This window comes from Gordonia oryzae, assembly GCF_003797185.1.
Classification (GTDB): domain Bacteria; phylum Actinomycetota; class Actinomycetes; order Mycobacteriales; family Mycobacteriaceae; genus Gordonia; species Gordonia oryzae.
Genome location: NZ_RKMH01000007.1, coordinates 137,123 through 163,090, shown reverse-complemented (window position 1 = coordinate 163,090; position 25,968 = coordinate 137,123). Strand labels below are relative to the sequence as shown.

Below are 25,968 nucleotides of genomic sequence, written 5' to 3'. Positions count from 1 at the left end.
CGATGTTCCCCGGTTGACTGTTCCCCGGCCAACACCGCGCCACCAGAACCTGACGACGCCCACCGCTTGCCAGTACGCTGCCCGTGATGGGTAAGCGATCACGAGGCAAGAAGGATCCCAAGCGCAGGCATCTGCAGCCGGTGCGATCGGCGACGGGCGGCGGCGGTGGACCGAGGCCAGGGGCGGACGAGCAGCCGCTCATCCAGAGCATCCGGCTCGCGCTGCGGACCGGTGAACCGATCGACCTGTTGGTCACGATTGGCGGCCTGCTGGAGGCCACCGATCCCGAACCGCATCCGCTCGCCGATCACGAGAATCGGGCCACGCGCGAGTCACTGATCGAGTCGTTCGTGGAGACGTCCTTCGCCGAGACGACGGCCGCACTGACGATTTTCCGGGAACTACTTGCCGATGACCTCAAGGCCGACGAGCTCCTCGCGGCGCGCATCACTCGCACGCTGGCCGGTCGTCGCCAGCCCATGCCGGCGTGGCTCGACACATTCGGCGAGGCGCGAGTGGTCTCTGAGGTCCATGTCCTCGGCGACGAACTGAGTGACGGCGAATCGTACCTCTTCACGATCGGGTGGCCGCCGGCGCATGAGCTCTCATTCCTGGTGTACGTCGACCACAACCTGGGCTCGATTGTGAAGGATGCCTTTGTCGTTCCGGCGCCGGTGGAGGACTTACTCGCGCACTTCCGGGAGAGTGCATCCTCGTCGAGGACCACGGTGGTGTCCGATCGCGTCGACGCGAGTACCGCTCGCGCGACCATCGAGGCGGCGATGAAGATGGGCCGGATGACCTTTCCGCCGGTCGAATCCGACTCGTGGCCGATGTGCCGCCCGCTGGTCGAGTGGGCGCTGCGGCTCTTACCCGAGGCCGGTGCGGCGCCGTCACCGCGGGAGTGGACCGACGCCGAGTATTCCCAGCTTGCCGACGCGTTCTTCGCCTCGCCCCACGGTCGGCCACTCGACGATGCTGAGCACCGCAGCGCTCTCGAACCGTTGATGTGGATGGCTGCGCCCGATCCCATGCGGTGGAGTCCGGTGGTCGTCGAGATCATGTTGCTCGATCGGATTCCGCGCAAGATCATCGACGATGTCGAATCGCTTCAGCGGTACCCGGAGCTAATGCGCCGCTTCGTCCGTTACTGTCACGGTGAGCGTGGGATCAGCAGGGCCGCCACCGCCGACACCCTCGCCGCGATCGACGAATGGGAAGCAAAGTTCCGGGAGGAGATCCGGCGTGACCGTCCGTCCAACGCCGTACTGCTGGCGCAGCTCGCGCGGGCGACGGCGCTCGGGGAGGACGCCTCGATTCTCGACGGGTTGTCCGATTATCCGCCGGGTTTCGATTCTCGGGGGTCATCCCTCGAAGAGTTCATTCTGCGGGAGTTGGACCAACGGGTCGGCGGACGCCCGACGCTGCTGAGCCTCGACGCCGAGCCGCTGCCCGACGAACAGTTTGATGTCACGGGGATTGCCGAGGACATCCTGCCCGTGGTCGAGGTGATCCGGCAGCGCTGCGATGCGAGCGCAGAGGTCTTCTTCGACGTCGAACACCGCACGGCCATGCGGCGATTGCTGGCCCGGGCGGCGCGCCGCGATCCTGCGATCTTTCGTCGGAAAGCGTCGACCGATCGGGCAGCGGCCGCCATCGGTTGGATCGTCGGGCGCGCCAACGACACCCTGGGGGGGGGCCTCATGACGACGACCGTTGCCGAGTTTCTCGACTGGTTCGGCGTGAAAGGCAGTGTGTCGCAACGGGCCGAGCCGTTCCTCCGGGCCAACGGCGTGAATCCGCACGACAGCGGCCACATGATGGCACTGGGCACCCCGACGCTGCTGACCTCTCAGATGCGGGCGTCGATCATCAAGCGGCGCGACAACGCGCTCATCGGCACGTAGCAACTCCTCTGCCGGTGCGCAGATCTCGCCGAGGCACCACCCAGTCCACGATCTGCGATTCGATGAGCCGTTCGATTGACTCGACGCCGAGGAACGCGCCGGATATGTCGCAGCATGCGAGCGGATCGAACCGGGCTGGCCGCGGTCGTGTCATCGCACGCCGCAACGTTTCTGGCTGGTCGGTGGAGTCGAGGATCCGCAGCACGTCGCGCCGCTCGATCGTCGTCGGGTCGCGTCGTGGGGTCGGGTCGTCGGGTCGCTCTGTTGCGCCAGTTCTGCTGTGCCACTACCGGAGTCGGGCGCAATGACCAGTGGAAGAGTCGAGTCGTCTAAGAGCGCGGTGCGCAATGTGTCGTCGGGGGAGTCGCGCGGTGCACTCGTGCGGCGAGCCGTCTCGACGACCATCGCCTCCGGATCGATGGCCTGATCGACGCGCACCGCCGCACCGAACCACTGGTCCGGGCTCGTCTGCAGGGAACCCGGAAAACGGCTGGGTGCCTGGTATTCGCCGACGCGATGGCGTGCGATGGCGTGCGATGGCGTGCGATGTCGACGATGGGCTGATAGACCACTCGCGGTGCGCTGCATCCAGCTCGTCGACCGGTTCGCTCCTGGCAGGGTGGTGCATCCCACCACTCGCTTTCGGCGTCCGCTGGTCTGTCCGCGTCGCCCGATCACTCGGAGACGTCGGAGATCCACCGGTGGACCCGGTCGACGGTGACGGCCGGCAGGTGGTCGGCCACGTGCCTGGGCACGTCGTTTTCGTCTCTGCCGATGAACCGCGCATCGCAGTCGGCAATGACGGCCCCACACCAGAAGCTCTTCACCAGGGAACTCGTTTCTAATGAGTACGCGGATCGTAACTCGCCGCGGATGCCAGGCGCGGAAGCCGGAATAGGCACTCGCCGCTTCCTGTTGGCCAGGACATGACTGACTCGGCGAAGGCGGCACACATCCAGCGATTCGGACGGTACGGGGTGTGGGGGTGGTTCGGACGGTTCTCGCCCGAGGAGTCCCGGCAGATCGAGGAACTCGGGTACGGCACTATCTGGCTCGGTGGTTCGCCCCGCCATCTCGGTCCGATCCGCAAGGTTCTCGACGCGACCGAGAACATCACGGTGGCCACCGGCATCGTCAACATCTGGAACACCGACGCCGCCGCGATCGCCGACGAATTTCACGAACTCGACCAAGACTTCCCGGGCCGCTTCTATCTCGGTATTGGTGCCGGCCACCCGGAGGCGACAGCCGAATACACGAAGCCGTACGAGGCGGTCGGGCAGTATCTCGACGTCCTCGACGAGAAGGAGGTGCCCCGCGAGCGGCGTGTGCTGGCTGCCCTGGGGCCGAAGATGTTGCGCCTGTCCGCCGACCGCGCGCTGGGTGCGCACCCGTATCTGACGACTCCCGCGCACACCGCGATCGCCCGCGACACCCTGGGTGAGGGTGTGTTGCTGGCTCCGGAGCACAAGGTGGTTCTCGGCACCGATGCAGAGGCAGCGCGAGCCGTCGGACGCCCGCCGGTCGATCAGCCTTACCTGCACCTGCGCAACTACACGTCGAATCTGAAGCGACTCGGGTGGACCGACGACGACATTGCCAACGGCGGCTCCGACGCGTTGATCGACGCGCTGGTCGTCCACGGCGATGCCGCCTCGATCCGCGAGCGGGTCGAGGCGCACCGCACCGCCGGTGCCGACCACGTCGCCATCCAGGTGCTCGGCGATGGTTCGCCGATCGACCAGTTGGCGGCGATCATCTCTGCCGGGGTCTGACGTCGCTCAGGGGCGACCCTGAGAGGCAACTGCCACGCGATGCGTCACGCATCGGTAGTGCACCGAGGGTGACGGCCGACACAGCCCGCTGCTTCGATTCATCGAACGGGCTCCTTGAGCACCATTGAGATCAGCCAGCTCACCACCGAGATGACGAGTGCGCCGAATACCGCCGACCAGAAGAAGTGATTTACCTGCAGGCCCCACGTGGTGGCGTTGTGGGTGAACCATGAGGTGAGTTCGAGCATGAACGCGTTGATCACGATATGGATCAGGCCGAGGGTGAGGATGTAGAGCGGGATCGCAAAGATCTGCACGATCGGTTTGATGAACGCGTTGATCACACCGAAGACGAGCGCGACCAACACGACGATTCCCACTTTGACGGCGAAGCCCGCGTTGTCGGGGAACATGAAGTCCAGGCCGGGAACGATCAGTGTCGCCACCCACAGGGCCACGCCGCTCAGAGCGCTCTGGATCAAGAAGGCACGCATGGCAGATAGTGTGCCATCGTCGGCGAATGATGCCGGATGTCGTGCGGTCGTGGTGCCGGGTTTCTCGACGGTTTGGAGTGTTCTTGCAGTTCGCGTAGCATAGGACGGCGGTGCGCACAGCGTGCCGGCATTAGTGTGTCCACCGTCGGATCCCCGCAGGTGTGCGCGGGCCGGGGCGTGAGTATCGAGTTCCGGTCAGCACCGGAACGGGCACCTGGTGACGATGCTCCAGGGTGCCCACACAGTAACGGATCGGAACGAATTCAACCGGGTTACGCGCCTGATGAGGGTGCGCGACAGGATCGCGGAGGACATGGCGAAGAAGGACGGGGCCATCGAGGTCGAGGGTCGGGTGATCGAACCCCTGCCGAATGCGATGTTTCGCATCGAGCTGGAGAACGGTCACAAGGTGCTCGCCCACATCAGCGGCAAGATGCGGCAGCACTACATCCGCATCCTGCCCGAGGACCGGGTCGTCGTGGAACTTTCGCCCTACGACCTCGGTCGTGGGCGCATCGTCTACCGCTACAAGTAAGACCTCCCGGGCCGGTGCGGCCCGGGGTAACCACACCCGCCATCGGTGCGGCCATCGGCCGTGCCCGGCGGGCGAGTAACAGGAGAGACTGACGTGAAGGTTCAGCCGAGCGTCAAGCCGATCTGTGAGAAGTGCAAGGTGATCCGTCGTAACGGTCGGGTCATGGTGATCTGCGAGAACCTGCGTCACAAGCAGCGTCAGGGCTGATCATCACTCGCCACCCTCCGGGTCGCTTGAGAGATAACTGAATACACCAGAAGAGCTGAACAGATTTTTGTGAAGCCCTCTTGGCACCAGCGTTGACACATGGGTCGGCGCCCACCTCCGGTTCAGAGGCCGGAGCCCGGCAAGAGCCCGGGACGGACCAGGAGCAGACCTCTGAGAAGTGAAGGAATCCCGCCACATGGCACGTGTTGCTGGTGTGGATCTCCCCCGCGAGAAGCGGCTGGAGATCGCACTGACCTACATCTATGGAGTTGGGCGTACCACCTCCAAGGAGATCCTGGCCGGAACCGGGCTCAGCCCGGACCTGCGCGCCAAGGATCTCACCGACGCAGACGTCGCGAAGCTGCGTGAATACATCGAAGCCTCGGTGAAGGTCGAGGGTGACCTGCGCCGCGAGGTCCAGGCCGACATCCGTCGCAAGATCGAGATCGGCTGCTACCAGGGTCTGCGTCACCGTCGTGGCCTGCCCGTCCGTGGACAGCGCACCAAGACCAATGCCCGTACTCGCAAGGGCCCGAAGAAGACCATCGCCGGGAAGAAGAAGTAATGCCTCCTAAGTCACGAAGCGCAGGCCCGAAGAAGGGCGCACGCCGTCGCGATAAGAAGAACGTCCCGCACGGCAACGCACACATCAAGTCGACGTTCAACAACACCATCGTGTCGATCACCGATCCCAACGGCAACGTCATCAGCTGGGCGTCGTCGGGCCACGTCGGGTTCAAGGGCTCGCGCAAGAGCACTCCGTTCGCGGCTCAGCTCGCGGCCGAGAACGCCGCGCGCAAGGCCCAGGAGCACGGCGTCAAGAAGGTCGACGTGTTCGTCAAGGGACCGGGTTCGGGTCGCGAGACCGCGATCCGGTCGCTGCAGGCCGCCGGCCTCGAGGTCGGCACCATCTCCGATGTCACCCCGCAGCCGCACAACGGTTGCCGTCCGCCCAAGCGGCGTCGGGTCTAGCGGGAAAGGAAAGAATAGACAATGGCTCGTTATACCGGCCCCGCCACAAAGAAGTCCCGTCGTCTTCGCGTCGACCTCATCGGAGGCGACCAGGCGTTCGAGCGTCGTCCCTACCCGCCCGGCCAGCACGGCCGTTCGCGGATCAAGGAGAGCGAATATCTGCTGCAGCTGCAGGAGAAGCAGAAGGCTCGCTTCACCTACGGCGTGCTCGAGAAGCAGTTCCGTCGCTACTACGAGGAAGCCAACCGTCGCACCGGTAAGACCGGTGACGAGTTGCTCAAGCTCCTCGAGACTCGCCTGGACAACGTCGTCTACCGTGCCGGCATCGCCCGCACGCGTCGTCAGGCCCGGCAGATGGTCAGCCACGGCCACTTCACCGTCAACGGTGTGAAGGTCGACGTGCCCAGCTACCGCGTCAGCCAGTACGACATCATCGACGTCCGGCCGAAGTCGCTGCAGACCACTCCGTTCCAGATCGCCAAGGAGCTCGTCGGCGATCGTCCGGTCCCGGGTTGGCTGCAGGTGGTTCCCTCGACCCTGCGCATCCTCGTGCACAACGTGCCCGAGCGCGCCCAGATCGAGGTCCCGCTGCAGGAACAGCTCATCGTCGAGTTCTACAGCAAGTAGTTCGTCGAATCAGTAATTGCCAAGCAGCACAAGCTGTTCGGTTCGCTTCTAGGCCGTCATATAGCGGTCGGCCACAAGGGGAAATCTCAGAATGCTCATCTCACAGCGACCCACCCTGACCGAGGAGATCCTCGCCGACAACCGGTCGAAGTTCGTCATCGAACCGCTCGAGCCCGGCTTCGGCTACACCCTCGGCAACTCGCTGCGTCGTACCCTGCTCAGCTCGATCCCGGGTGCTGCGATCACCAGCATCCGCATCGACGGTGTGCTCCACGAGTTCACCACCGTTCCTGGGGTGAAGGAAGACGTCACCGACATCATCCTGAACCTCAAGGGTCTCGTGGTCAGCTCCGAAGAGGACGAGCCGGTCACCATGTACGTGCGTAAGCAGGGTCCGGGCACCGTCACCGGCGCCGACATCGTCCCCCCGGCCGGTGTCACCGTGCACAACCCCGATCTGCACATCGCCACCCTGAACGACAAGGGCAAGCTCGAGATCGAGCTCGTCGTCGAGCGGGGCCGCGGATACGTTCCGGCCGTGCAGAACAAGGCATCGGGCGCCGAGATCGGCCGGATCCCGGTCGACTCGATCTACTCGCCGGTGCTCAAGGTCACCTACAAGGTCGAGGCCACTCGTGTCGAGCAGCGCACCGACTTCGATCGGCTCGTGCTCGATGTGGAGACCAAGAACTCGATCAGCGCGCGTGATGCGTTGGCGTCGGCGGGTAAGACCCTGGTGGAGCTGTTCGGGCTCGCCCGGGAGCTCAACGTCGAGGCCGAGGGCATCGAGATCGGGCCGAGCCCGGCCGAGGCCGACCACATCGCGTCGTTCAGCCTGCCGATCGAGGATCTCGACCTGACCGTCCGGTCCTACAACTGCCTCAAGCGCGAGGGTGTGCACACCGTCGGCGAGCTGGTTGCACGGACCGAGTCGGATCTGCTCGACATCCGCAACTTCGGGCAGAAGTCGATCGACGAGGTGAAGGTGAAGCTGCACGCCCTGGGTCTGGCTCTCAAGGACAGCCCGGCGAGCTTCGATCCGTCGCAGGTGGCCGGTTACGACCCGGCGACCGGAACGTGGTCGGACGACGTGTCGTTCGACGGTGACTCCGGTGAGGATTTCGCAGAGACCGAGCAGCTGTAGCCGCTGCACGCCAACCCTGACTTCTCCCATTCAGCGATGGGGGAGTCCGTCTAGGAGAAGACAATGCCCAAGCCCACCAAGGGTGCCCGCCTCGGCGGGTCGGCGAGCCACCAGAAGGCGATCCTGGCGAACCTCGCCACCTCGCTCTTCGAGCACGGCCGCATCACCACCACCGAGGCCAAGGCCAAGCGCCTGCGGCCGTACGCGGAGAAGCTGATCACCCACGCCAAGGCCGGCAAGCTGGCCAACCGGCGTGAGGTGCTCAAGGTGATCCGCGACAAGGACATCGTGCATGTCCTGTTCGACGAGATCGGCCCGAGCTTTGCCGATCGCAACGGCGGCTACACCCGCATCATCAAGACGCTGCCGCGCAAGGGGGACAACGCCCCGATGGCCGTGATCGAACTCGTCACCGAATCGACCGCGTCCAGCGAGGCCGACCGCGCCACCCGCGTCGCCGCGTCCCGTAAGGCCGCCGAGGCCAAGCTCGACGAGGCCGAGACCGAGACCGAGGCCGCGGTAGCCGAGCCTGCAGGCGACAACGTCGTCGAGGCCGACGCGCAGGGCGCCGACGTCGAAGGTTCGGCCGAGAAGAAGTCGGACGACTGAGCAAGCCAGTGCCGCACGAACCCGCCGCCACCGATTCCGGGGACGGCGGGTTCGTCCGTCTGCGCTTCGACATCGGTTACGACGGAACCGATTTCGCCGGCTGGGCGCGTCAGGTCGAGCAGCGCAGCGTGTGTGGGCTACTCGAGGACACCCTCGCCACGGTTCTGCGCGTACCGATCCGCCTGACCGTCGCCGGACGCACTGACGCGGGCGTGCACGCGATCGGTCAGGTCTGTCACGCCGACATCCCGGCCTCGGCGCTGCGCACGCGCAGTCTTGCCGGCGGGACTGGGTTGCTCGTCGGTCGGCTGGCCAGAATGCTGCCCGACGATGTGCGCGTCAAGGCCGTCACCCCGGTGAGCGAACACTTCGATGCCCGATTCTCGGCCCTGCGTCGCCACTACCGGTATCGGCTCACCGATGCGGCCTTCGGTGCCGAACCGACTCAGGCCCGGGCCACCGCGACATGGCGCCGAACCCTCGACGTCGAGGCGATGAACGCAGCGTCCTCGACGTTGCTGGGGCTCAACGACTTCGCGGCCTTCTGCCGTCGCCGGGAAGGCGCCACCACGGTCCGCGATCTTCAACGCTTCGCCTGGCGCCGTGACGACGAGGGCGTACTGATCGGCGAGGTGAGTGCTGATGCGTTCTGCTGGTCGATGGTGCGCTCGCTCGTCGGTGCGGTTGCCTGTGTCGGCGACGGCCGTCGCGACGTCGAGTGGTGCCGTGGCCTGTTGGCGCTGCGCGCGCGCAGCAGTCAGGTCCCGGTCGCCCAGGCGCGTGGTCTCTGTCTGGTGGGTGTCGACTACCCGGCAACCGACGAGTTGTCCGCACGCAACGCTGTCACCCGTGATGTCCGTGATGCGGTGGGGTCGCCTACCGGCGGGTGCTGCGGGGATTGAGTCGGTTCAGTCCAGGGTGGACGTGTCGGTGAGATAGGCGACGATCATGTTGCCGATCATGCGTCGTTGATGGATGCGCTGGTCGGTAGCGGCGAGATCGCGGTCGAAGAGGGTCTTCCACGAGAACCGGTTGGCCACCCGAAAGAAGCAGAAGCTGCTGATCGCGAGATGGACGTCGAGGGCATCGACGTCGGTGCGGAACACCCCCTTCTCACGACCGGACTCGAGGATCCGCGACAGCACATCGAGCGCCGGATTACCCAGCCGCCCAACGCCTGCGGCATGTTTGAGATGCGACGCCCGCAGGATGTTCTCACCCGCGACGATGCGGATGAAGTCGGGGTTGCGGTCGTGATGGTCGAAGGTGATCTCGGCGACGTGGCGCAACGCGGCAACCGGATCGTCGGCGATGTGGGTGACCTTCTGCTCGAGGCGCCGGATACGTCCGTAGGACGCCTCGAGAACGGCCTGGTACAGACCGTCCTTGTCGCCGTAGTAGTAGTAGATCATCCGCTTGGTGGTGTGCGTCTTGGCCGCGATCTCATCGACCCGCGCACCCGCAAAACCCTTGTCGGCGAACTCCTTCGTCGCCACCTTCACGATGTCGGCCTTGGTCCGTTCGCTGTCGCGGCGTCGGGGTGCGGTTTCGGTCACGTCATGAACTCTATCGTTCGTTCACAGAACGCCGACGGCGCTCGCCAGAACCCCGACAGCGCTCGCCACTGCGCCGACGGCGCGCTCCCCGGCGCTGTCGGTGAATTGGCGGGCGCTGTCGGCGGGGTGAGGGGCGCCCTCAGGCGGTCCGGCGCTCGGCTCGGTCCTCCGCGGCAATGAGTTCGGCGATGTGCGCGGCCATCCGGTCGGCGTCCGGCTCGATGCCGGTGAACAGCCGCAGCGAGTCGACGGCCTGCCCGACAGCCATCCCGTCGCCCGGCAGGGTGCGTGCGCCGACCGCGCGGGCCGCCGCGATCAGCTCGGTGACGGCCGGGCGATAGACGACGTCGGCGACCCAGAGGTCGGCGCGCAGCAACGCCGGGTCCACCGCGATACCGGGGTGATGGGCCATCCCGATCGGGGTGGCGTGCACCAGGCCATCCGCGTCGACCAGCACGGCAGCAACGGAATCGACTCCACCGGAGGTGATCTCGGCGTCGAACATGGCGCGCAGGGTGGCGGCGAGTCCGGCGGCACGGGTGGTGTCGGTGTCGACGAGGTGAAAGTGCGTGACCCCGGTGGTGAGTACGGCATAGGCGACGGCAGCACCTGCTCCGCCGGCGCCGATCTGCACCACCGACTCCCGAGGTGCGGCCGCTGCGCCGAGACCCGCGCCGAGGCCTCGGTCGAAGCTGCGCGCGAATCCCGACCAGTCGGTGTTGTGTCCGATCGCGCGAGCGCCGTCGAAGACGACGGTGTTGACCGCCCCGAGACGGGCCGCGTCGGGCGAGAGATCGTCGAGATGGGCCAGTATCCGTTGCTTGAACGGATGGGTGACGTTGAGCCCGACGAGCCCGGCGTCGGCGGCACGGACCAGCAGCGCCCCGAGGTCGACGGTGGCGGTGACCGACGCCGGGACGTCGAGGGTCAGATAGGTGTAGTCCAGCCCGTGGTGGGCGGCCTCGCGCTCATGCATGGCAGGTGTGAGGGACCGGGTGATCCCCTGCCCGATCAGGGCGGCGACCACGGCGCCGCCGGATGCGCGGCGGGCTGCGGTGGCGAATTCGATGTCGAACATGGGTGTGTCCTTTGATGATCGGGCCGGGAATCGCCCCGGTGCCAGGTGTGGGCGAAGGTGTCAGGCCATCGACGTCGAGGCCGGTGCCGACGCGGTCACGGTGTTGGCTCCTTTGGCAGGATTCTCGCCGAGTTGCATTGTGTCGGTCTTGTGTGTCTCGACCGCAGTGGCGGCAGCGAGTGCGGCAACCACGGCGAAGGCGGCAACGACCGCAGCGACCGGGACCCAACCCATTCGGCCCTCACCGAGGATTGCGGCGGCGATCAAGGGCAGGAAACCGCTGGCCATGAAGCCGATCTGGGTGCCGATAGCCACGCCCGAGTACCGGACCTGGGCCGGGAACATCTCGGAGTAGAACGACGGCCAGACCGCGTTGGCGGCCGCGTAGACGACGGTCTGGATGATCAGGGTGGCCACCAGAATCGCCCAGAAGGAGCCAGTGGTGATGATCAGCAGGTACGGGAATGCCAGCACTGCGCAGCCCAGCGCTCCGCCGATAAAGATCGGCTTGCGCCCGATGCGGTCGGCGGCCATGCCCCACAGCGGCTGGCTGAGCAGCATGACAAGGTTGGCGATGACGCTGACGAGCAACATCGAACTTTTCGAGACGGCGAAGTCGTTGGTCGCGTATTTGAGCGCGAAGGTCGAGAACAGGGTGCTCATGACCGAGATCGTCGCGCAGGCGATCACCCGGACCAGGGCCCGCCAGTGGAAGCGCAGCAGCACCAGTAGCGGGACGTCGGAGACGCCCTCGGTCGAGTCTTTGATCTTCTCGAAGACGGGGGTCTCGGGCATCGTGCGGCGGATCAGGTATGCGACGAACATGACTACGGCGCTGAACCAGAACGGGACACGCCAGCCCCAGCTGAGCAGGGTGTCCTCGGGGAGCGCGGCGACCGGAATGAAGGCGAGGGTGCCGACGAGCAGTCCGGCCTGGGTGCCGTTGAGCGTCCAGCTGGCGTAGAAGGCGCGCTTACCTTGGTCGGCGTGTTCGACCGTGAGCGAACTCGCGCCCGACTGCTCACCTGCCGCCGAAAGTCCTTGCAGCAGGCGAAGAACGACGAGGGTAATAGGTGCGGCCATGCCGATCGAGTGGTAGTCGGGTACGCATCCGATCGCGAAGGTGGCCAGGCCCATCAGGATGAGGGTGAATACCAGGACCCGCTGACGGCCGACGCGATCGCCGAAGTGGCCGAGGACCACCGCGCCGATCGGGCGGGCAATGTAGGCGACGCCGAATGTGGCGAAGCTGGCCAGGGTACCTGCCGTGGGGCTGACGTCGGGGAAGAAGATCTTGTTGAACACCAGCGCTGATGCGGTGCCGAAGATGAAGAAGTCGTAGTACTCCACCAGGCTGCCCATGAAGCTGGCCAACGCGGCCTTGCGCGGCTGGGCTGCCGGCGGAGTGGAAGTGGGTGCGGTCATCGGGTCCTCCAGGGTGTGCTAGCCAACACATCGTGTCGAGCGTGTGACTGACGATACAAAGGACCGCTGTCCCGGTCAAGACAACTAACCAGATCGTTCATAAAGATGCCAATATACGCTGGTGAAAGTGTTGCAGGACTTTCCTCAGGGGAGCATATACAGGCGCTCTAATGAACTTTCTGGTACATTCTGCACCTAGTGTCCCGGATCACAGGAGGCCCTCTCATGTCGCTGACCCGCACCACGCAGATCACTGTGGGCGCCGGTGGGTCGGCGCTGCCGCTCGGCGCCCGAACGTCAATTGCGACGGTATGTCTGTCGGGAACTCTCGGTGACAAGCTCGACGCCATCGCCTACGCCGGCTTCGACGGGGTGGAGATCTTCGAACCCGATCTGATAGCCGCCCCCGGTCGGCCCGCCGAGCTGGCGCGCGCCACGGCCGATCGCGGACTGAGCATCGACCTCTACCAGCCGTTCCGTGATCTCGACTCCCAGGATCCGGACCGATTCCGGCGCAACCTCATTCGACTCGAGCGCAAGTTCAGTGTGATGGATGACTTGGGGTGCGACCTACTGCTGGTGTGCTCATCGCCGCTGGCGTCGGCAGCGTGCGATGACGGACTGCTCACCGAACAACTCGCGACCGCGGCGCAGCTCGCTGCGGCGCGTGGCAAGCGACTGGCCTATGAGGCGCTCGCCTGGGGGCATCACGTCAACGACTATCGTCACGCAGCCGCCATCGTTGCCGCTGTGGATAATCCGGCACTCGGTACCTGCCTGGACAGTTTCCACATCCTCTCGCGGGGCGCTGACCCGTCCGGTATCGCCGACCTGCCCGGCGACTCGATCTTCTTCCTGCAGCTTGCCGATGCCCCACGGATGGCGATGGACCTGCTGCAGTGGAGTCGCCATCATCGATGCCTGCCGGGGCAGGGCAACTTCGATCTCGTATCATTCACCGACCACGTACTTGCGGCGGGCTACCGGGGTCCGTGGTCGTTGGAGGTGTTCAGCGACGTCTTCCGCCATGCGGATCCGGTGCGCACCGCAAGCGATGCGCACCGCTCGCTACGATATCTCGCCGAACTCGTCGGCGCCGGCCATCCCGAATCATCCGAAACCGCTGTGTCCCAAGGGGTTGGGGCGAGCGGCGAGGAACGGCGGCCCGTCACCGGCGGTGTCGTATCGATCCGGGTCGCAGCCGGCCCGACCTCGGCGCCCCAACTCGGCGAGGTCCTCGGCCCCCTCGGCTTCGATCTGAGCGGCGTCGACAGTTCCACCGGCCTGCAGCTCTACCGTGATGCCGAGTTGGCCGTCGTCGTCGATCCGACCGTCGGTACCGTCTGGACGTCGCCGGGAGCGCCGACCGACATGCCGACCATCGCGCAAATCGGTTTGCGCAGTGCGGAGCCGGGGGCGTGGGCGGCGCGTGCCGCGAAGTTCGACGTGCCGGTTGCATCGATCGCGGCACCGGGGCCCTCGTCGAGGCCCGAGGCGGCGGTGGAGGTCGTGCGACTCGACGTCACCGACTCCCTCGCCATCGACCTGCGTCCCGCCTTGTCGGCGGGGAGCTGGCAGCGCCATTTCGATCTGGTGCCGCGCGAGCCCGCCGCGGTCGCCTCGCTCTACACCGGGGTCGACCACATCGGCATCGGTATGGGCCCCGCCGACTGGGAGGCGGCAATGTTGTTGCTGCGCTCGGTATTCGGCATGTCGGTCGAGGAGGGACTTGATGTGCCCGACGCGGTCGGAACGATGCGCTCGCAGGCGCTGACATCGGCAACCGAGAGCGGTGAGCCGATCCGACTCGTCGCGTCCCTGGTGCCGTCGCGACTCGACGGTCACGGCCCGCTGCGCCGGCGCGGCGGACTGACTCATGCGGCTTTTGCCTGCGACGACATCGTCGCCACCGCCCGCGCATGCCGCTCCCGAGGGCTGATCACACTGCCGATCCCGGAGAACTACTACGACGACCTGCGGGCGCGCTTCGACCTCGGTGCCGATCGGATCGATGCGCTACGTCGCTACGACATCCTCTACGACGCCGACGAGATCGGCGGAGAGTTTTTCCACTTCTTCACCCCGACCATCGCCGACGACCTGTTCTTCGAGGTGGTCTGCCGTCGCGGGGGATACCGGGGGTACGGGGAGGTCAACTCGCCGGTGCGGGTGGCCGCGGCGCTCGCCTTCGACGCCTGACCCGGCCAGTGGCGGGTGTGTGCTCGCTGCTCAGCTGCGGAGCTTGCGTCCCTGCGGGTCGCGGACACTACCGGCGAGCATCATGATGGCGTCAACGAGAACCCAGATGCCGAAGCCGAGGATCACCAGCGAGCCGACGAGCAGCATGATCCCGCCGAATGCCGCTCCGCCGCTGGAATTGCTGTTGGCCCCGGCGGCAACGACGATGAAACCCACGATCACCAGGAGCCAGCCGGCGAGGTGGCCGCCCAACTGGATCACAGCCAACTTCATGTCGCCGATGTAGAAACGACCGGCGGCGAAGCCCCCGAGGAACAGCTGCAGAAGGCCCGCAGCCAACTTGCTCTTGTCTGACAACGGTTCACCGGTCACCGGGTCGACGTTGAAGTCGCCGTATCCGGGTACCCCACCATAGCCGAGGTACGGGGACTGGCCGGGTGGAACGCCGTACGGCTGCGAACCATAGCCTGGCTGGCCTGCGCCGTATGACTGACCCTGACCGCTGTGACCCGGATACTGCTGATAGCTCATGACGACCATGCTCTCATGGGCGTCGGCGCCAGGGGAGTCGAGCGTAGGTCACCCGGTCGACACAATCGTCCCCCGCGCGCAGGTCAGGTTGCGCTGCGCTCGTTCTCGATGGCATCGAGCACGGCCTCGACGGTGTCCTCGTCGCCGACGAACTCCTCCGGCCGAGCACCGCCGGTGGACATCAGATGTCGCCAGTTCTGCGGATCGAAGTCCACCGGCTGTGTGCGTTCGAGGAAGTTGGTGATCACCTGCACAAAGCGCTCGGGGTCGTCGTGGAAAGGGAAATGACCGGCGCGGGAAAATGTGGCCAATTCCGAATGCGGTATCGCCGAATGCCCGATCAGTGCATGCTCGTAGGGGATGACGGTGTCGAGTTCGCCCCAGACGAACAGCACCGGAAGGCGTTCGGTCAGGTAGCAGCGGTCGAGCATCGTCACCGCCTGACCACGCCAGTCGACCACCGCGCGTAGGGTGCGCAGGAACGCCGCCTGCGCGTGGGGATCGGCGAGATCGCCGAGTACGCGCAAGAGATCCTCGTGGTCGTTGAGGGCCCGGCGCGGTGAGAACTCCTGCGGTACACCGGGAAGGTGGGGCAGGCTGACCAGGGCCTTGGCCGCGCCCTGCAGCGCGGGCATCACCCCGGGTATCCGCAGGAGCGTCAGGACCTCGTTGACCACCGGAAGTGTGACCAGTCGCAACGCCGGATTGACCTCGCGGGTCACGCCGCCGGCGGCCACCAACACCAGGCGCTCGACGAACCGGGGGAACTGGTAGCAGAACTGCATCGCGACGCCGCCACCGAGGGAATGGCCAACGACGGTCACCCTCGTGACGCCGAGGACTACGAGTAGATCGCGCATCCCGTTGGCGAACGCCGGTACCGAATAATCCGCGCGGGGTTTGTCTGAGCGGCCGTGGCCGAGGAGATCGGGAGCGATGACGGTGTAGTGCTGGGCGAGCATCGGGATGACCTCGTCCCAGGTCGCGGAGTTGTCCCCGATGCCGTGGATCAGCAGAAGCGCCGGACCGCTTCCGGCGATGCGATACGCGCGGCGATAGCCGTGGATCGTGTGGTAAGAGATCCGGACCTCGGTGTCGGAGACGGGCCGCAGATTCGGCGTGGACGAACCCGCTGTCTTCATCCGGCCGGAGGTCGGGGGAGGCTGGGTGCTGGACACGGTCGGCTCCTTGAGATCACGTCGTCGTGAGGGTCGGCGGGCTGGGGTGGTGCGCGGTGGATGCGCGCGGCATGTTTACGACCGAGTAAACCCCACGAGGGCACACTCTGCCCAGCATGTTGCATCGAGTTAACGTGGGCATCGGCACCCCGGCGAGCCTGGGCCGGTGTTGCTCGCAGCACCTAGGGTGGACTGTGATGAACCCCTTCGATGTCGACTCGTTCCTCGCCACCGGCGGCGTGATCGGCCTGTGCGTCCTCATGTTCGTCGAAACCGGTATTCTGATCGGGTTTCTCTTCCCCGGCGATTCGGTATTGTTCACTGCGGGAGTGCTTGCTGCGCAGCCGAATCCGTTCGCGAAGCTGTGGTGGCTATGCCTTGTGGTGCCGCTGGCGGCGGCAGCCGGTGATCAATGTGGCTACGTCCTCGGTCGGCGTCTGGGCCGGTCGGTGGTCGAGGGTCGGATGATGCGAGCGGTGGGACCCGAGTACGTCGAGCGCACCCATCGCTATTTTCAGCGCTACGGCCCGCTGACCGTGTTCTTCGGCCGATTCATCGGAGTGGTTCGGACGCTGACGCCGTTGGTCGCCGGATTCAGCGGCATGCCGCACCGGGTCTTCACGCTGTTCTCACTTCTCGGTAGCGTTGTGTGGGCGTCCGGACTGATCCTGCTGGGCTACTTCCTCGGGCAGGTGCCGTGGATTCGCGACCACCTCGAGGTGTTCATCATCGCCTCGATGATCACCGTCGTAATCCCGATGACCGTCGGTTTCACTCGACGCTGGCTGGCGCTTCGCCGCGAGCGGACAGAGGCGCTCGCCGCCGGTGACCCCGACACCGACTGACCGCCGCAGTCCTCGTGGGCCGACCCTGTTCAGTCGTAGAACGGTTCCTCGCGGTGAACCGCGGGCGTGAACTCGTCGGCGATGGTCGCGGCGAGCTCGACGAACGCCAATCGGGTGGGTTTGCCGACGAGCTCGAGATCGACATCGGCGCCCTCGGCGAGATGGTCGTCGAACGGAATCGTCTGCACCGCGCGGCATCGCGTCAGGAAATGCTGCGCCAATTGATCGGTGTCGATGGTCGATGACCCCGGGCGGGACGAGCTGAGGACGACGACCGCGCGCGACACCAGGTGACCGTACCCATGAGCTTCGAGCCAATCGAGTGTGGCCGACGCGCTCCGGGCGCCGTCCAGCGCAGGCGACGAGACCAAGATGATGGCGTTCGCCAGGTCGAGCACGCCGTTCATCGCCGAGTGGCTCAAGCCGGTTCCACAGTCGGTGATGATGATGTTGTAGAAGCGTTGGAGGATGGTCACAACGCCGCGGTACTCGTCCTCGCTGAATGCTTCAGCCATCGCCGGGTCCCGTTCGGAAGCAAGTACTTCCAGACGCGACGGTGCTTGTGAGGTATGGGCGCGCACATCGCTGTAGCGGTAGACGTTGTCGTCGGAGAGCAGATTACGCACGGTTGACGCCGTTTGCTGCGGGACTCGCTGAGCCAGTGTTCCCAGGTCGGGGTTGGCGTCGACGGCGATCACGCGGTCGCCGCGCAGGGAGGCGAAGGTCGAGCCCAAACCGACTGTCGTGGTGGTCTTTCCGACGCCGCCCTTCAGGGAGAGCACCGCGATGCGGTAATCACCGCGAACCGGTCGGCGTAACCGCTCGAGAAGTTGCTGGTACCGAATCTCGGAGGCGGAGTCGCCGGGATTGATGGTGCCGGCCGAGATCGTGTGCACCGCCCGCCGCCACCCGCGGGCGGGGGCTCGACGAGCCTTGCGCAGCAGGGCGACCTCGTCGAGAGCCGGTCCCTGTTGCGGCGACGTCGACCCGAATCCCATCGGCTGGGCGTAGCCGTTGTCCGGTGGTGGTCCATAGCCGGCGGGAGTGGGCGGCATGTGCGGGGGCGGCATGTGAGGGGGAGTCGGCGCGCCGGGGGTCGGACCCGAGGGCACGGGTCCGGGAGGGGTGGGTCCGGTTGGCATGGGGCCGGGTGCGTACCCATGCACCGACGGGTCGAACCCGTTGGGCGCGTAAGGGTATCCCGGTGCGGGTTGGTTGTGCTGAGGGGGCTGATGTGCCTCGTACAGGGGAGTCTGGTGGTATCGGTTTGCCGGAGGAAACGGTGCCTGGTGCGGCGGTGGTGGCGCCGCCGGAGTGGAGAAGTGCGACGGTGCCGGGTGCTCCGGTGCCGCATCGGTGGGGGCCGGCCCGGGAGGTGACGCGCTGGTAGGCGCTCCGTCGGTCGGTGTGCCCGGCGCCGCGGATTCGGTCGGCGACGAGGGAATCGGCTGTCGGTCGGCGCCGAAGCCGGCACGGGCCTCGCCCGGTGCTTCGGTTCCATGTGCAGGTTCGGACGGTGCATTATCGGGCGGCGTTGCGTCCTCGGGAGGTGCGAACTGCAACCATGGTGGGGTTTCAGGCATCATCGCCGCCGGGTATCCGTTGTTCTCGTGCGTCATCAATTCCCCCTGCAAGGTGATTCCGGTGACCTGAGTCCGCCAGCTCCGCGGGACGGACGTCACCACGCTGGGCAGTGTACCTATGGGTGTCGGATCGTGAATGGTGAGCGTCACACCGAGCAGCGATGCGGGGTCGGGGTCGGAGACGACGGGAGCGACGGACGAGGCCCGCCACGGCGAGAGGACTGCCGAGGACTCCGGGGTTATCCCCAGACATCTCGCGCAAACCGGACACGGCATGTGATTTGTGGCATTATCTCAACACCGTCAGCGGAGGTCATCGGCAACGGCCAACATTGATCCGATCGAGTGGAACCCGAACCAGTCCCGCTGCGTCCAATCAGGACATCGCATTTCAGCGGCGGAGCGAATGCCGCTGCGGTACAGGAAGTAACTGACGTGGGGGAGGGCCAATGATCGGCGAGGATCTCAGTGATGGAGTCGAGGAAACATCCTCGGCGCGATCGCGGGACGGGGCGATCTCGGTGATCACGACACCGGCGGGCCTGCCGCTTGCGGTGCGTATCGACGACACCCAGTTGCGCAAACACCCTCAGGCTGTGGCCGCCGACGTCCTTCGATTGTGTCAGCAGTCGGCGATGGCGTCGGCGATCCGGCTGCGCGCCAGGCTACTCGATGCCGGGACGCCGACGGAGGTGGTCGAGTCGCTCGGTCTGCCCAGGCCCGACGATTTGGCCGGCGCCGAACTGCGCGACGACGACGAGGCCGACGCACCCGCGTCCTGGCTCAGATCGGTGTGAGTGCGATGAACTGGGCAATGGACGAACTCCAATCCCGCGCAACGACCCAATTGGGCCGTCTACACGACTTCTCGGACGAGCTGGCGCGGATCCGGGTCCGGGAGAGCTCCGCAGACGATCTGATCACCGTGGAGGTCGATGGATCCGGGGCGATGACCGGGCTGTGGCTCGCCGATGGGGCGGGCGAACTCGGTGGTGCCCGACTCGGCTCCGCAATCGTGGCGACGGCCATGCTCGCCGCCCAGCGAGCATTCGCCCGCCGAGCCGCGATGACCGAGGACTTCACCGCATCATTCGCGGAGTTGGTGCAATCGCGGCCGGACGGGTCGCGATGACCGACGCGCGGGTGACATCGACGAGCGCGACGGCAGTAGATGACATGGCAGTAGATGACATGGCAAGGGGGAGAGCATGAATCATGTGACGGTAACGCCGGAGGTACTCGAGGGCTTCGCGGCGACCAATGCCGCGATCGGTACCGCGGTGGCCGCGGCCGGGTCGGTCAATGCCGCCGCGAACACGGCGGTCATGATCCCCGTGTTCGGACTGATCGGGCAAGAATTCCTCGCGGCATTCATTGCCGCACAAAGCAATCACCTGGTCGCGGTGGGCAATTTGGCCGCCGTCCACGCGGCGACTGCGGCGAGCGCACTCGGTGGGCTCGCCGAGTTCGAGGCCGTCGATGACGCCTCCGCTGCCACTCTGCGGTCGGTGCTGTGAGTCAACAGTCCACCTCCGGGCAGCCCACCTCCGGGCCGCACGCGTTCCCGGCGCTCACCGAGATGTCGGTCAACGACATGATCGCGGCGACACCGCTCGGACCGATCCTCGACCGGCCGGTAGGCGACGTGCTGGCAGGGTTGGGACTCCCGCCACTACCCGAGTTCCCGCCGCTGCCACCGCTTCCGGGACTGCCGCCGCTACCGGCCATCGACGTCGGTCTGCTCGTCAAACCGATCACCGATCTGCTCGGCAGCTTCGGGACCGGCGATCTATCGGCGGCCGACTTCGATCCAACGGTCATCTTCCAGGGGCTGTCCACGATGCTCGAGTCGTCGATGTCGATGGCGCAGGCCGCCATGAAGATCGCCGACGAGGTGTGGGGTGGTCAGAGCGCGGTGTCGGCGGCTGCGAAAACCGGGGAGGCGAGCGTCAACAGTGGGCAGCTCGCAGCGCAGGGCAGCGGCATGTCGTTCGACATCGAGGCCGCCGCAGGCATCGTCGCCGCCGGTATCGCAACCCTTCAGGCCATCCTGGCCGCGACCATCGCCAAGATCACCGCGGCCGTCTCGTTGACCGGGCCGGCGGCCCTGCCACTCGCAGTGAGCCTGGCCGGCCTAGGCCTCTCCGAAGCAACCGCCGCCGTCGCTGCCACGCGGGCCCAATTGCTGGCTCCCACAACCCACATGGCCGTGAACGGAGCGCCAGTGCCGGTCACCAACGCGCCCACCAGAGCCGGCGGCGCTACGCAGTCACCGTTCGCGCTGGCCGGCGCGATCCTCGACGCGGTGTCCCCGGTCGTCTCCACGGCCACCGAGATCCCCTCCTTGCTCACCGCACCACTGCAGCAGGCGCTGGCCGCCGACGATACTGCGGTCCGGCCGGCGGCATATGTCGCGCCGGAAGACGGCGCCGGTGGGCCTGCCGGGCCCGGCGGTCGCCTGGCCGGTCTTGGCGCGATGCCGATGGGCGCCGGCGGTGCCGGCCGCGGCGGTAGTGGGGCCGGTGGTACGGCGATCACCGCGCCGCTGGGAGCGGCCCGCTCCGGGATGACTGTCGTCGGCGCCACCGAACCGGCGAGCTACGCCCCGGCCTCCCCGGCGCGTGTGGCGACCGGGACCGCTACACCGATGCCGGCATCGATGGCCCCGATGGCTGCCGCCGGTGCCGCTCGCGGTGCCGGGGCGTCCGACGACACCCACGAGGTCCCCGACTATCTGGTGACCGAGAACAACGGAAAGCAGATGGTCGGCGGGGTCGCGGACGTCGCTCCCGCAGTGCTCGGCGCCGACGCCGACCCAGAGACAGCGCCCGACATCGAATTACGACTCGGTCCGGCCGGGCCGGTCTCAGCCCGATGAGTCCACTGCTCGTCACCATCAGAAAGGTCAGCCTGTGACACCGCCACCAACCACCGACGGTCTCGACGTCGATCCGCATGAGTTGTCCAGGGCCTGCGCCGATCTCGAACGTCTGGCGTTGTCCTTGGAAGCAGCGGTCGGACGACTCACTCCGGAGGCCGCGGTCGCCGCGCCCGGTCGAGACGAGGTATCGGTGACCACGGCTGCCTCGGCCACCGCAGTGGCCGATCGCTTCGCCGAGGACGCGACCTCCGGCATCCAACAGCTGCGCGATATCGCGGCGATGCTGCAGTCGCACGCCGGTGGCCTCGCTGACGCCGACGATCACGCCGCGACCGGACTGCGGGCCTGACGGCCGCCTCAGGGCCCGACAACCGCATGACCTCCGGACATCCCCGTCCGTAGACAGTCATCCCGACCGACCCACCGACAAGCCGAGAGGAGTGGGCATGACCGGATTCACCGGAGTCCTCTGGGACGCGCGTTCCAGCCGCCGACTCGCGAGCGACCTCGTCGAGGGGCCAGGAGCTTCGGCGTTTGCCGACGCCGCAATCGCGTGGGGCGCACTCGCCGGTGAGTTCACCGGTGCAGCAGCCGAATACGGGGCTGTCCTCGCGCGACTGCGGGCCGACTGGGAGTCCGGCCCAGCCGCCGACGTCCTCGACCGTCTCGCCGGTCTCCTCGGATGGCTGACCGACATGGCAGTGCAAGCCGCCGAGGCTGCGGCGCTGACCGAGGCGCAGTCACTCGCCGTGTCGGTAGCGCGACTGGCGATGCCGAGCGTCGCAGAGGTTGATCTGGCCGCCACGCTTGCGCACGGTGCGGCAGTCGTCGCGTTCCTCGCGCCGATCGCCACCGGGGCGTCCGCGCACGCCGAGCGCGCGGTCCACGAGCAACGGATGCGCGCGGCGCGGGTGATGGAGGCCTACGAATCGGCCGCCGAGCCGCTGGCACAGCCGTGGCGAGCTGCCCACGCCGCACCACAACTGGTGCCCGGCACCCCGCCGGCGACCACGCCCGGCCGATCACCGCAGACGCCGGTTGTCTCCGACCACTCGGGTCAGGGGTCCGGCTCGCCCACGGGAATCGTTGCGCCGATGATCCTCTCGGCGCCGCCTCCTCGGGGCGCGTACACACCGACGATGGTGGCCTCAGCGCCCGCAGCATCACCCACGCCGACCACCGGCGCGGGCGCAGCTGCGGCAGGGTCGGAGACACCCGGAGCGTCGCCCGCGGTACCGCCGCCCATGGCGTCGACGACTTCGACGGCATCGATGAGCGATCGCGTCGTCCGCGTCGACACCCGAGCACAGGCCGAGATCGGGCAGGCCGAGGCATCCCCCCGCCCTCCGGAAACCTGGGCCGAGGTCGCCGCACAGGCGAGCGTGGCGCTCGACCCCCGATACGTCGAGCAGACCCTCACCCTGGACACGGGGAGGGCACAGTGATCGTGACGTCGACCGATTCCCGCCGCATCGAGATCGCGGCATTGCGCCGACTCGGACAACGATGTGGGGTGACCACCTGGCCGGTGGTGCTCGACCTCTGGACGCCGGCGGCCGACGGTGCGCTCGGCGAGACAGACGGTGCGCTCGGCGAGGCAAGAGCCGACGCCCGCGACCGTGCCGATCACGACGATGCCACTTTGGACCGTGCCATCACGGAGGCAGGACTGTCCGACAGCAGCGGCCCCACGCTCTGGGCCGAGCTGGTGGTCGGGGTGCTCGCCCACCCCGACCGGGAACTCGAGATTCGGGGTTTCGCCGCCGAGTCGACGGTCCGCGCCTGCGTGGCCCGTCGCGGTCACGACCACGTTCTCGCGGTGCGGCGAGGTGATCACATCGACCTCGCCCTCATCCCCGTGCCTGACATCAACGCCTTGGCCGGCGCCGTTCGCGCGACGTGTGGCCCGCACGACGCACTGGACTTCGCCGAGACCAGCGTCCCCACCCGCGAACTGACCGAAAGGTTCGGTCACTGTGCCGACACCCTCGATGTTGGTGCGGCACTGCGCGCATGGGGCGCCGCGGACGCCCATGCGATCCGCGTGGCTGACGCGTTGCTGTCCTGCGATGTGCGGTGGGAGATCGTGGCCACCACACGTGCCGACGGCGTCTTGACCCAGACTTCTGGGGCCATCGGGATCATCGACTCGCGTGCGGGTCGAATTCTGATGGGCCTCAGCAGATCACCCGACGACAGATTGTGGACCACCATCACCCCGGGGACGGGTCATCGGATCGGTGCGGCCGTGGACCGGCTGATCGACACCCTGCCCGGACGACGGTGGTTCCCATGAGTCGACGGGACTTCCCCATCGAGATCTTCGCCGGGGGACATCAGCGCCTGTCCGCACGGACAGCGCTTCGGGGGCATCGCGACGACGGTGCCGACATCTATGAGGAGAAGCACCATGAATCTCGATGGAGCAGTTGACGTCGACGTCGAATCAGGCTTGGCCACAGCGCAATCGGTCTCGCAGATCGTCGACGATATGCAGGCGGTGATCCGCCAGATCGCCACTGCGGCCTCGACGGGCGTGTCCAGCTGGAACGGCCGCGCGTCCAACGCATTCGACAACACCCACACCGACTGGAACTCGTCGGCGACGGCGCTCAATGCCGCCCTCGACGATATCCGAAACCAGCTGACCGCTGGTTTCAGCGGCTACGACGACCAGGATTCGCAGGCCGCGGGCGGCTTTGGCGCCGAGGGGCCGCTGCGTCTGTAAGCCCTCGCGCAGGCGCACCTACCATCGACCACCACCGCGGCCGACCACTACCGGGCCCGACCACCACCGCGGCCGACCACTACCGGGACCGACCACGACCGGGCCCGGCACATCTGATCACGACCACATCTGACCGAAAGGACTTCCCATGTCCGGAAGAATCAAGTACGACTTCGCCGCCCTCGGCGACCTCGAAGGGGGGCTGAACGCCCAGTTCGGCCGCCTCGAAGACCTGGCGTCGCAGCTGAAATCGCAAGTCGCCGCACTCGACGGCAATTGGCGCTCACCCGGCGCGAAGCAGGCTTACGACGCCGCCCAGCAGAACTGGGACCGCGTGTTCATGCAGGCCCGCGAGCAGTTGCTCGGCATCCAGCGCGGCGTGACCAATGCGCGGACGGTGATGAACGAGACCGATACCTCGATCGCACGCGGCTTCGGCGGGCTCGTCTAGACCCGCCGCAGCACCGGGCCCGGCCCACACCTTTGCTGCCGCCGGGGCTCCGGCACCAAAGGCGTGGGCATCGGCTCGGCGCCCGATCCGCCGGCTAGGGCTCGGCGACGGTGGTCGCCGGCGGTTCGGGTGGTGGTGTCGCGATGAGCGGTGATGGCCTAGAGTTCGCGATGTTGCGCTGTCATGCCGGGTTCCCGGCGAATGGGAGGATCAGCTCGTGTCCGCCGAAGGCTCCAAGAAGGCGATCGTCGCCGCCCTGACCGCCAATGCCGGTATCGCGATTGCCAAGTTCGTCGGGTTCGCTGTCACCGGCTCGTCGTCGATGCTTGCCGAGGGCGTGCACTCGGTCGCCGATACTGCCAACCAGGGTCTATTGCTGCTCGGGCAACAACGCGCGGCCCGCCGCGCCGATCGGCTGCATCCTTTTGGGTATGGGCGTGCCCGGTATTTCTACTCGTTCATCGTCGCACTCGTGATCTTCGCTCTCGGTTCGCTTTTCGCGATCTACGAGGGCGTCGAGAAGATCATGCACGCCCACGACCACGGGCTTGAGTCGCCGCTCGTCGCGGTCGTCATCCTGCTCGTCGCGATCTGCCTGGAGAGCTACAGCTTCGTCACCGCATTCCGTGAGTCGCGGCCGTTGAAGGGGTCGGCGAGCTGGTGGCGGTTCATCCGCAACTCGCGCAACCCCGAACTGCCCGTCGTCCTGCTCGAGGACAGCGGAGCCCTCATCGGTCTCGTCCTCGCCCTCGGCGGTGTGGGCTTGACGATGGCGACCGGCGATGCGATCTGGGACGGCATCGGTACGGTCTGCATCGGAGTGTTGCTGGGGGTCATCGCGATCGTGCTGATCGTGGAGATGAAGAGCCTATTGATCGGTGAGGGCGCGACCGAGACCGAGGAGGCCGCGATCATGACAGCGCTCGCCAGCGACGGCGTCGACCGCGTCATCCACATCAAGACCCAGTATCTCGGCCCCGAGGAGATGCTGGTGGCCGCGAAGATCGCGCTGCCACCGAACGTCGACCTGCAGACCGTGGCCCGAACCATCGACGCCGCCGAGTCCAGGGTGCGTGCGGCGGTGCCGCAGGCCCGCATCATCTACCTCGAACCCGACATCGACCGCAGCGATCCGTCCGCTCTGCACCGAAATCCGGGTAAGTCGTGATCGCGTCGATTAGCGTCTAGCCCACGGCAACCAGTCGGCGCTGTGGTGGGCGTTCTGGCTGATCGGCTGGAACCG

General features: G+C 66.7%; 31 protein-coding genes. 23 read left to right on the top strand and 8 right to left on the bottom strand.

What is annotated here, in order from left to right:
• Window positions 1-86 precede the first annotated feature (86 nt).
• Complete coding sequence (locus EF294_RS10900) at window positions 87-1,907, top strand: hypothetical protein (protein WP_123929453.1); 1,821 nt, start codon at window positions 87-89, stop codon at window positions 1,905-1,907.
• Between the two features lie 674 nt (window positions 1,908-2,581).
• On the opposite strand, the gene EF294_RS10890 is transcribed toward EF294_RS10900, so the two are convergent.
• A complete protein-coding gene (locus EF294_RS10890) occupies window positions 2,582-2,734 on the bottom strand; it encodes a DUF1059 domain-containing protein (protein ID WP_123929450.1) in 153 nt (50 codons plus the stop codon).
• Between the two features lie 99 nt (window positions 2,735-2,833).
• On the opposite strand from EF294_RS10890, the gene EF294_RS10885 reads away from it, so the two are divergent.
• Window positions 2,834-3,682, top strand: a complete 849-nt coding sequence (locus tag EF294_RS10885; protein ID WP_123929447.1) for an LLM class F420-dependent oxidoreductase — start codon at window positions 2,834-2,836, stop codon at window positions 3,680-3,682.
• A 98-nt stretch (window positions 3,683-3,780) separates the two neighbouring features.
• Here the strand turns inward: EF294_RS10885 and EF294_RS10880 are convergent, their stop codons facing one another.
• Window positions 3,781-4,176, bottom strand: coding sequence for a phage holin family protein (locus tag EF294_RS10880; protein WP_123929444.1), 396 nt, complete (start codon window positions 4,174-4,176; stop codon window positions 3,781-3,783).
• A gap of 313 nt (window positions 4,177-4,489) precedes the next feature.
• Here EF294_RS10880 and infA point away from each other — a divergent pair, with 313 nt between their 5' ends.
• From infA to truA, 8 genes are all read left to right on the top strand, one after another.
• Window positions 4,490-4,711 (top strand): translation initiation factor IF-1, encoded by a 222-nt coding sequence (gene infA, locus EF294_RS10875; RefSeq protein WP_005170487.1) that lies wholly within the window; start codon window positions 4,490-4,492, stop codon window positions 4,709-4,711.
• A 93-nt stretch (window positions 4,712-4,804) separates the two neighbouring features.
• The gene (gene rpmJ, locus EF294_RS10870) at window positions 4,805-4,918 is read left to right on the top strand and encodes a 50S ribosomal protein L36 (protein ID WP_005207978.1); all 114 of its coding nucleotides are present in this window, start codon (window positions 4,805-4,807) and stop codon (window positions 4,916-4,918) included.
• 196 nt (window positions 4,919-5,114) lie between these two features.
• Entirely contained in the window at window positions 5,115-5,483 is a 369-nt protein-coding gene (gene rpsM, locus EF294_RS10865) for a 30S ribosomal protein S13 (RefSeq protein ID WP_005170495.1), read from the top strand.
• Window positions 5,483-5,890, top strand: a complete 408-nt coding sequence (gene rpsK / locus EF294_RS10860) for a 30S ribosomal protein S11 (protein ID WP_005207980.1) — start codon at window positions 5,483-5,485, stop codon at window positions 5,888-5,890. The genes rpsM and rpsK overlap by 1 nt, the downstream gene beginning before the upstream one ends.
• Before the next feature lie 21 nt (window positions 5,891-5,911).
• Window positions 5,912-6,517: a 30S ribosomal protein S4 gene (rpsD, locus tag EF294_RS10855; protein WP_006370388.1), complete on the top strand. Its 606-nt coding sequence runs from the start codon at window positions 5,912-5,914 to the stop codon at window positions 6,515-6,517.
• 91 nt (window positions 6,518-6,608) lie between these two features.
• Entirely contained in the window at window positions 6,609-7,661 is a 1,053-nt protein-coding gene (locus EF294_RS10850) for a DNA-directed RNA polymerase subunit alpha (protein WP_006370387.1), read from the top strand.
• Between the two features lie 63 nt (window positions 7,662-7,724).
• Window positions 7,725-8,270: a 50S ribosomal protein L17 gene (rplQ, locus tag EF294_RS10845; protein WP_123929441.1), complete on the top strand. Its 546-nt coding sequence runs from the start codon at window positions 7,725-7,727 to the stop codon at window positions 8,268-8,270.
• An 8-nt stretch (window positions 8,271-8,278) separates the two neighbouring features.
• The gene (truA, locus tag EF294_RS10840; RefSeq protein WP_123929438.1) at window positions 8,279-9,172 is read left to right on the top strand and encodes a tRNA pseudouridine(38-40) synthase TruA; all 894 of its coding nucleotides are present in this window, start codon (window positions 8,279-8,281) and stop codon (window positions 9,170-9,172) included.
• A 6-nt stretch (window positions 9,173-9,178) separates the two neighbouring features.
• Here the strand turns inward: truA and EF294_RS10835 are convergent, their stop codons facing one another.
• From EF294_RS10835 to EF294_RS10825, 3 genes are all read right to left on the bottom strand, one after another.
• The gene (locus EF294_RS10835) at window positions 9,179-9,826 is read right to left on the bottom strand and encodes a TetR/AcrR family transcriptional regulator (protein ID WP_123929435.1); all 648 of its coding nucleotides are present in this window, start codon (window positions 9,824-9,826) and stop codon (window positions 9,179-9,181) included.
• 139 nt (window positions 9,827-9,965) lie between these two features.
• Complete coding sequence (locus EF294_RS10830) at window positions 9,966-10,904, bottom strand: shikimate dehydrogenase (RefSeq protein WP_123929432.1); 939 nt, start codon at window positions 10,902-10,904, stop codon at window positions 9,966-9,968.
• A 60-nt stretch (window positions 10,905-10,964) separates the two neighbouring features.
• Complete coding sequence (locus EF294_RS10825; RefSeq protein ID WP_123929429.1) at window positions 10,965-12,329, bottom strand: MFS transporter; 1,365 nt, start codon at window positions 12,327-12,329, stop codon at window positions 10,965-10,967.
• Window positions 12,330-12,554: 225 nt separating this feature from the next.
• On the opposite strand from EF294_RS10825, the gene EF294_RS10820 reads away from it, so the two are divergent.
• Entirely contained in the window at window positions 12,555-14,528 is a 1,974-nt protein-coding gene (locus EF294_RS10820) for a sugar phosphate isomerase/epimerase and 4-hydroxyphenylpyruvate domain-containing protein (RefSeq protein ID WP_123929426.1), read from the top strand.
• 30 nt (window positions 14,529-14,558) lie between these two features.
• Here EF294_RS10820 and EF294_RS10815 read toward each other — a convergent pair whose 3' ends face one another.
• Window positions 14,559-15,059 (bottom strand): NINE protein, encoded by a 501-nt coding sequence (locus EF294_RS10815; RefSeq protein WP_246007805.1) that lies wholly within the window; start codon window positions 15,057-15,059, stop codon window positions 14,559-14,561.
• Between the two features lie 83 nt (window positions 15,060-15,142).
• Complete coding sequence (locus tag EF294_RS10810; RefSeq protein ID WP_185091040.1) at window positions 15,143-16,201, bottom strand: alpha/beta fold hydrolase; 1,059 nt, start codon at window positions 16,199-16,201, stop codon at window positions 15,143-15,145.
• Window positions 16,202-16,434: 233 nt separating this feature from the next.
• On the opposite strand from EF294_RS10810, the gene EF294_RS10805 reads away from it, so the two are divergent.
• Window positions 16,435-17,082: a DedA family protein gene (locus EF294_RS10805; RefSeq protein ID WP_123929417.1), complete on the top strand. Its 648-nt coding sequence runs from the start codon at window positions 16,435-16,437 to the stop codon at window positions 17,080-17,082.
• 29 nt (window positions 17,083-17,111) lie between these two features.
• On the opposite strand, the gene EF294_RS10800 is transcribed toward EF294_RS10805, so the two are convergent.
• On the bottom strand, window positions 17,112-18,668 hold the full coding sequence (locus tag EF294_RS10800) for a MinD/ParA family ATP-binding protein (RefSeq protein WP_425459419.1): 1,557 nt from the start codon (window positions 18,666-18,668) through the stop codon (window positions 17,112-17,114).
• A gap of 446 nt (window positions 18,669-19,114) precedes the next feature.
• On the opposite strand from EF294_RS10800, the gene EF294_RS10795 reads away from it, so the two are divergent.
• From EF294_RS10795 to EF294_RS10750, 11 genes are all read left to right on the top strand, one after another.
• The gene (locus EF294_RS10795) at window positions 19,115-19,462 is read left to right on the top strand and encodes a hypothetical protein (RefSeq protein ID WP_123929415.1); all 348 of its coding nucleotides are present in this window, start codon (window positions 19,115-19,117) and stop codon (window positions 19,460-19,462) included.
• 5 nt (window positions 19,463-19,467) lie between these two features.
• Window positions 19,468-19,797: a YbaB/EbfC family DNA-binding protein gene (locus EF294_RS10790; protein WP_123929412.1), complete on the top strand. Its 330-nt coding sequence runs from the start codon at window positions 19,468-19,470 to the stop codon at window positions 19,795-19,797.
• Between the two features lie 76 nt (window positions 19,798-19,873).
• Window positions 19,874-20,182 (top strand): type VII secretion target, encoded by a 309-nt coding sequence (locus tag EF294_RS10785; RefSeq protein WP_123929409.1) that lies wholly within the window; start codon window positions 19,874-19,876, stop codon window positions 20,180-20,182.
• Complete coding sequence (locus tag EF294_RS10780) at window positions 20,179-21,543, top strand: hypothetical protein (protein ID WP_123929406.1); 1,365 nt, start codon at window positions 20,179-20,181, stop codon at window positions 21,541-21,543. The genes EF294_RS10785 and EF294_RS10780 overlap by 4 nt, the downstream gene beginning before the upstream one ends.
• A gap of 34 nt (window positions 21,544-21,577) precedes the next feature.
• Window positions 21,578-21,895: a PE family protein gene (locus EF294_RS10775; protein ID WP_123929404.1), complete on the top strand. Its 318-nt coding sequence runs from the start codon at window positions 21,578-21,580 to the stop codon at window positions 21,893-21,895.
• A 97-nt stretch (window positions 21,896-21,992) separates the two neighbouring features.
• A complete protein-coding gene (locus EF294_RS10770) occupies window positions 21,993-22,991 on the top strand; it encodes a PPE domain-containing protein (RefSeq protein ID WP_123929401.1) in 999 nt (332 codons plus the stop codon).
• Window positions 22,992-22,993: 2 nt separating this feature from the next.
• Complete coding sequence (locus EF294_RS10765; RefSeq protein WP_246007804.1) at window positions 22,994-23,842, top strand: ESX secretion-associated protein EspG; 849 nt, start codon at window positions 22,994-22,996, stop codon at window positions 23,840-23,842.
• Window positions 23,839-23,979, top strand: a complete 141-nt coding sequence (locus EF294_RS21415) for a hypothetical protein (RefSeq protein ID WP_185091031.1) — start codon at window positions 23,839-23,841, stop codon at window positions 23,977-23,979. Before EF294_RS10765 ends, EF294_RS21415 begins: the two co-directional genes overlap by 4 nt.
• Complete coding sequence (locus EF294_RS10760; RefSeq protein ID WP_006370369.1) at window positions 23,957-24,274, top strand: WXG100 family type VII secretion target; 318 nt, start codon at window positions 23,957-23,959, stop codon at window positions 24,272-24,274. Before EF294_RS21415 ends, EF294_RS10760 begins: the two co-directional genes overlap by 23 nt.
• 148 nt (window positions 24,275-24,422) lie before the next feature.
• Complete coding sequence (locus EF294_RS10755; RefSeq protein ID WP_006370368.1) at window positions 24,423-24,725, top strand: WXG100 family type VII secretion target; 303 nt, start codon at window positions 24,423-24,425, stop codon at window positions 24,723-24,725.
• A 217-nt stretch (window positions 24,726-24,942) separates the two neighbouring features.
• On the top strand, window positions 24,943-25,893 hold the full coding sequence (locus EF294_RS10750; RefSeq protein ID WP_123929395.1) for a cation diffusion facilitator family transporter: 951 nt from the start codon (window positions 24,943-24,945) through the stop codon (window positions 25,891-25,893).
• Window positions 25,894-25,968 lie beyond the last annotated feature (75 nt).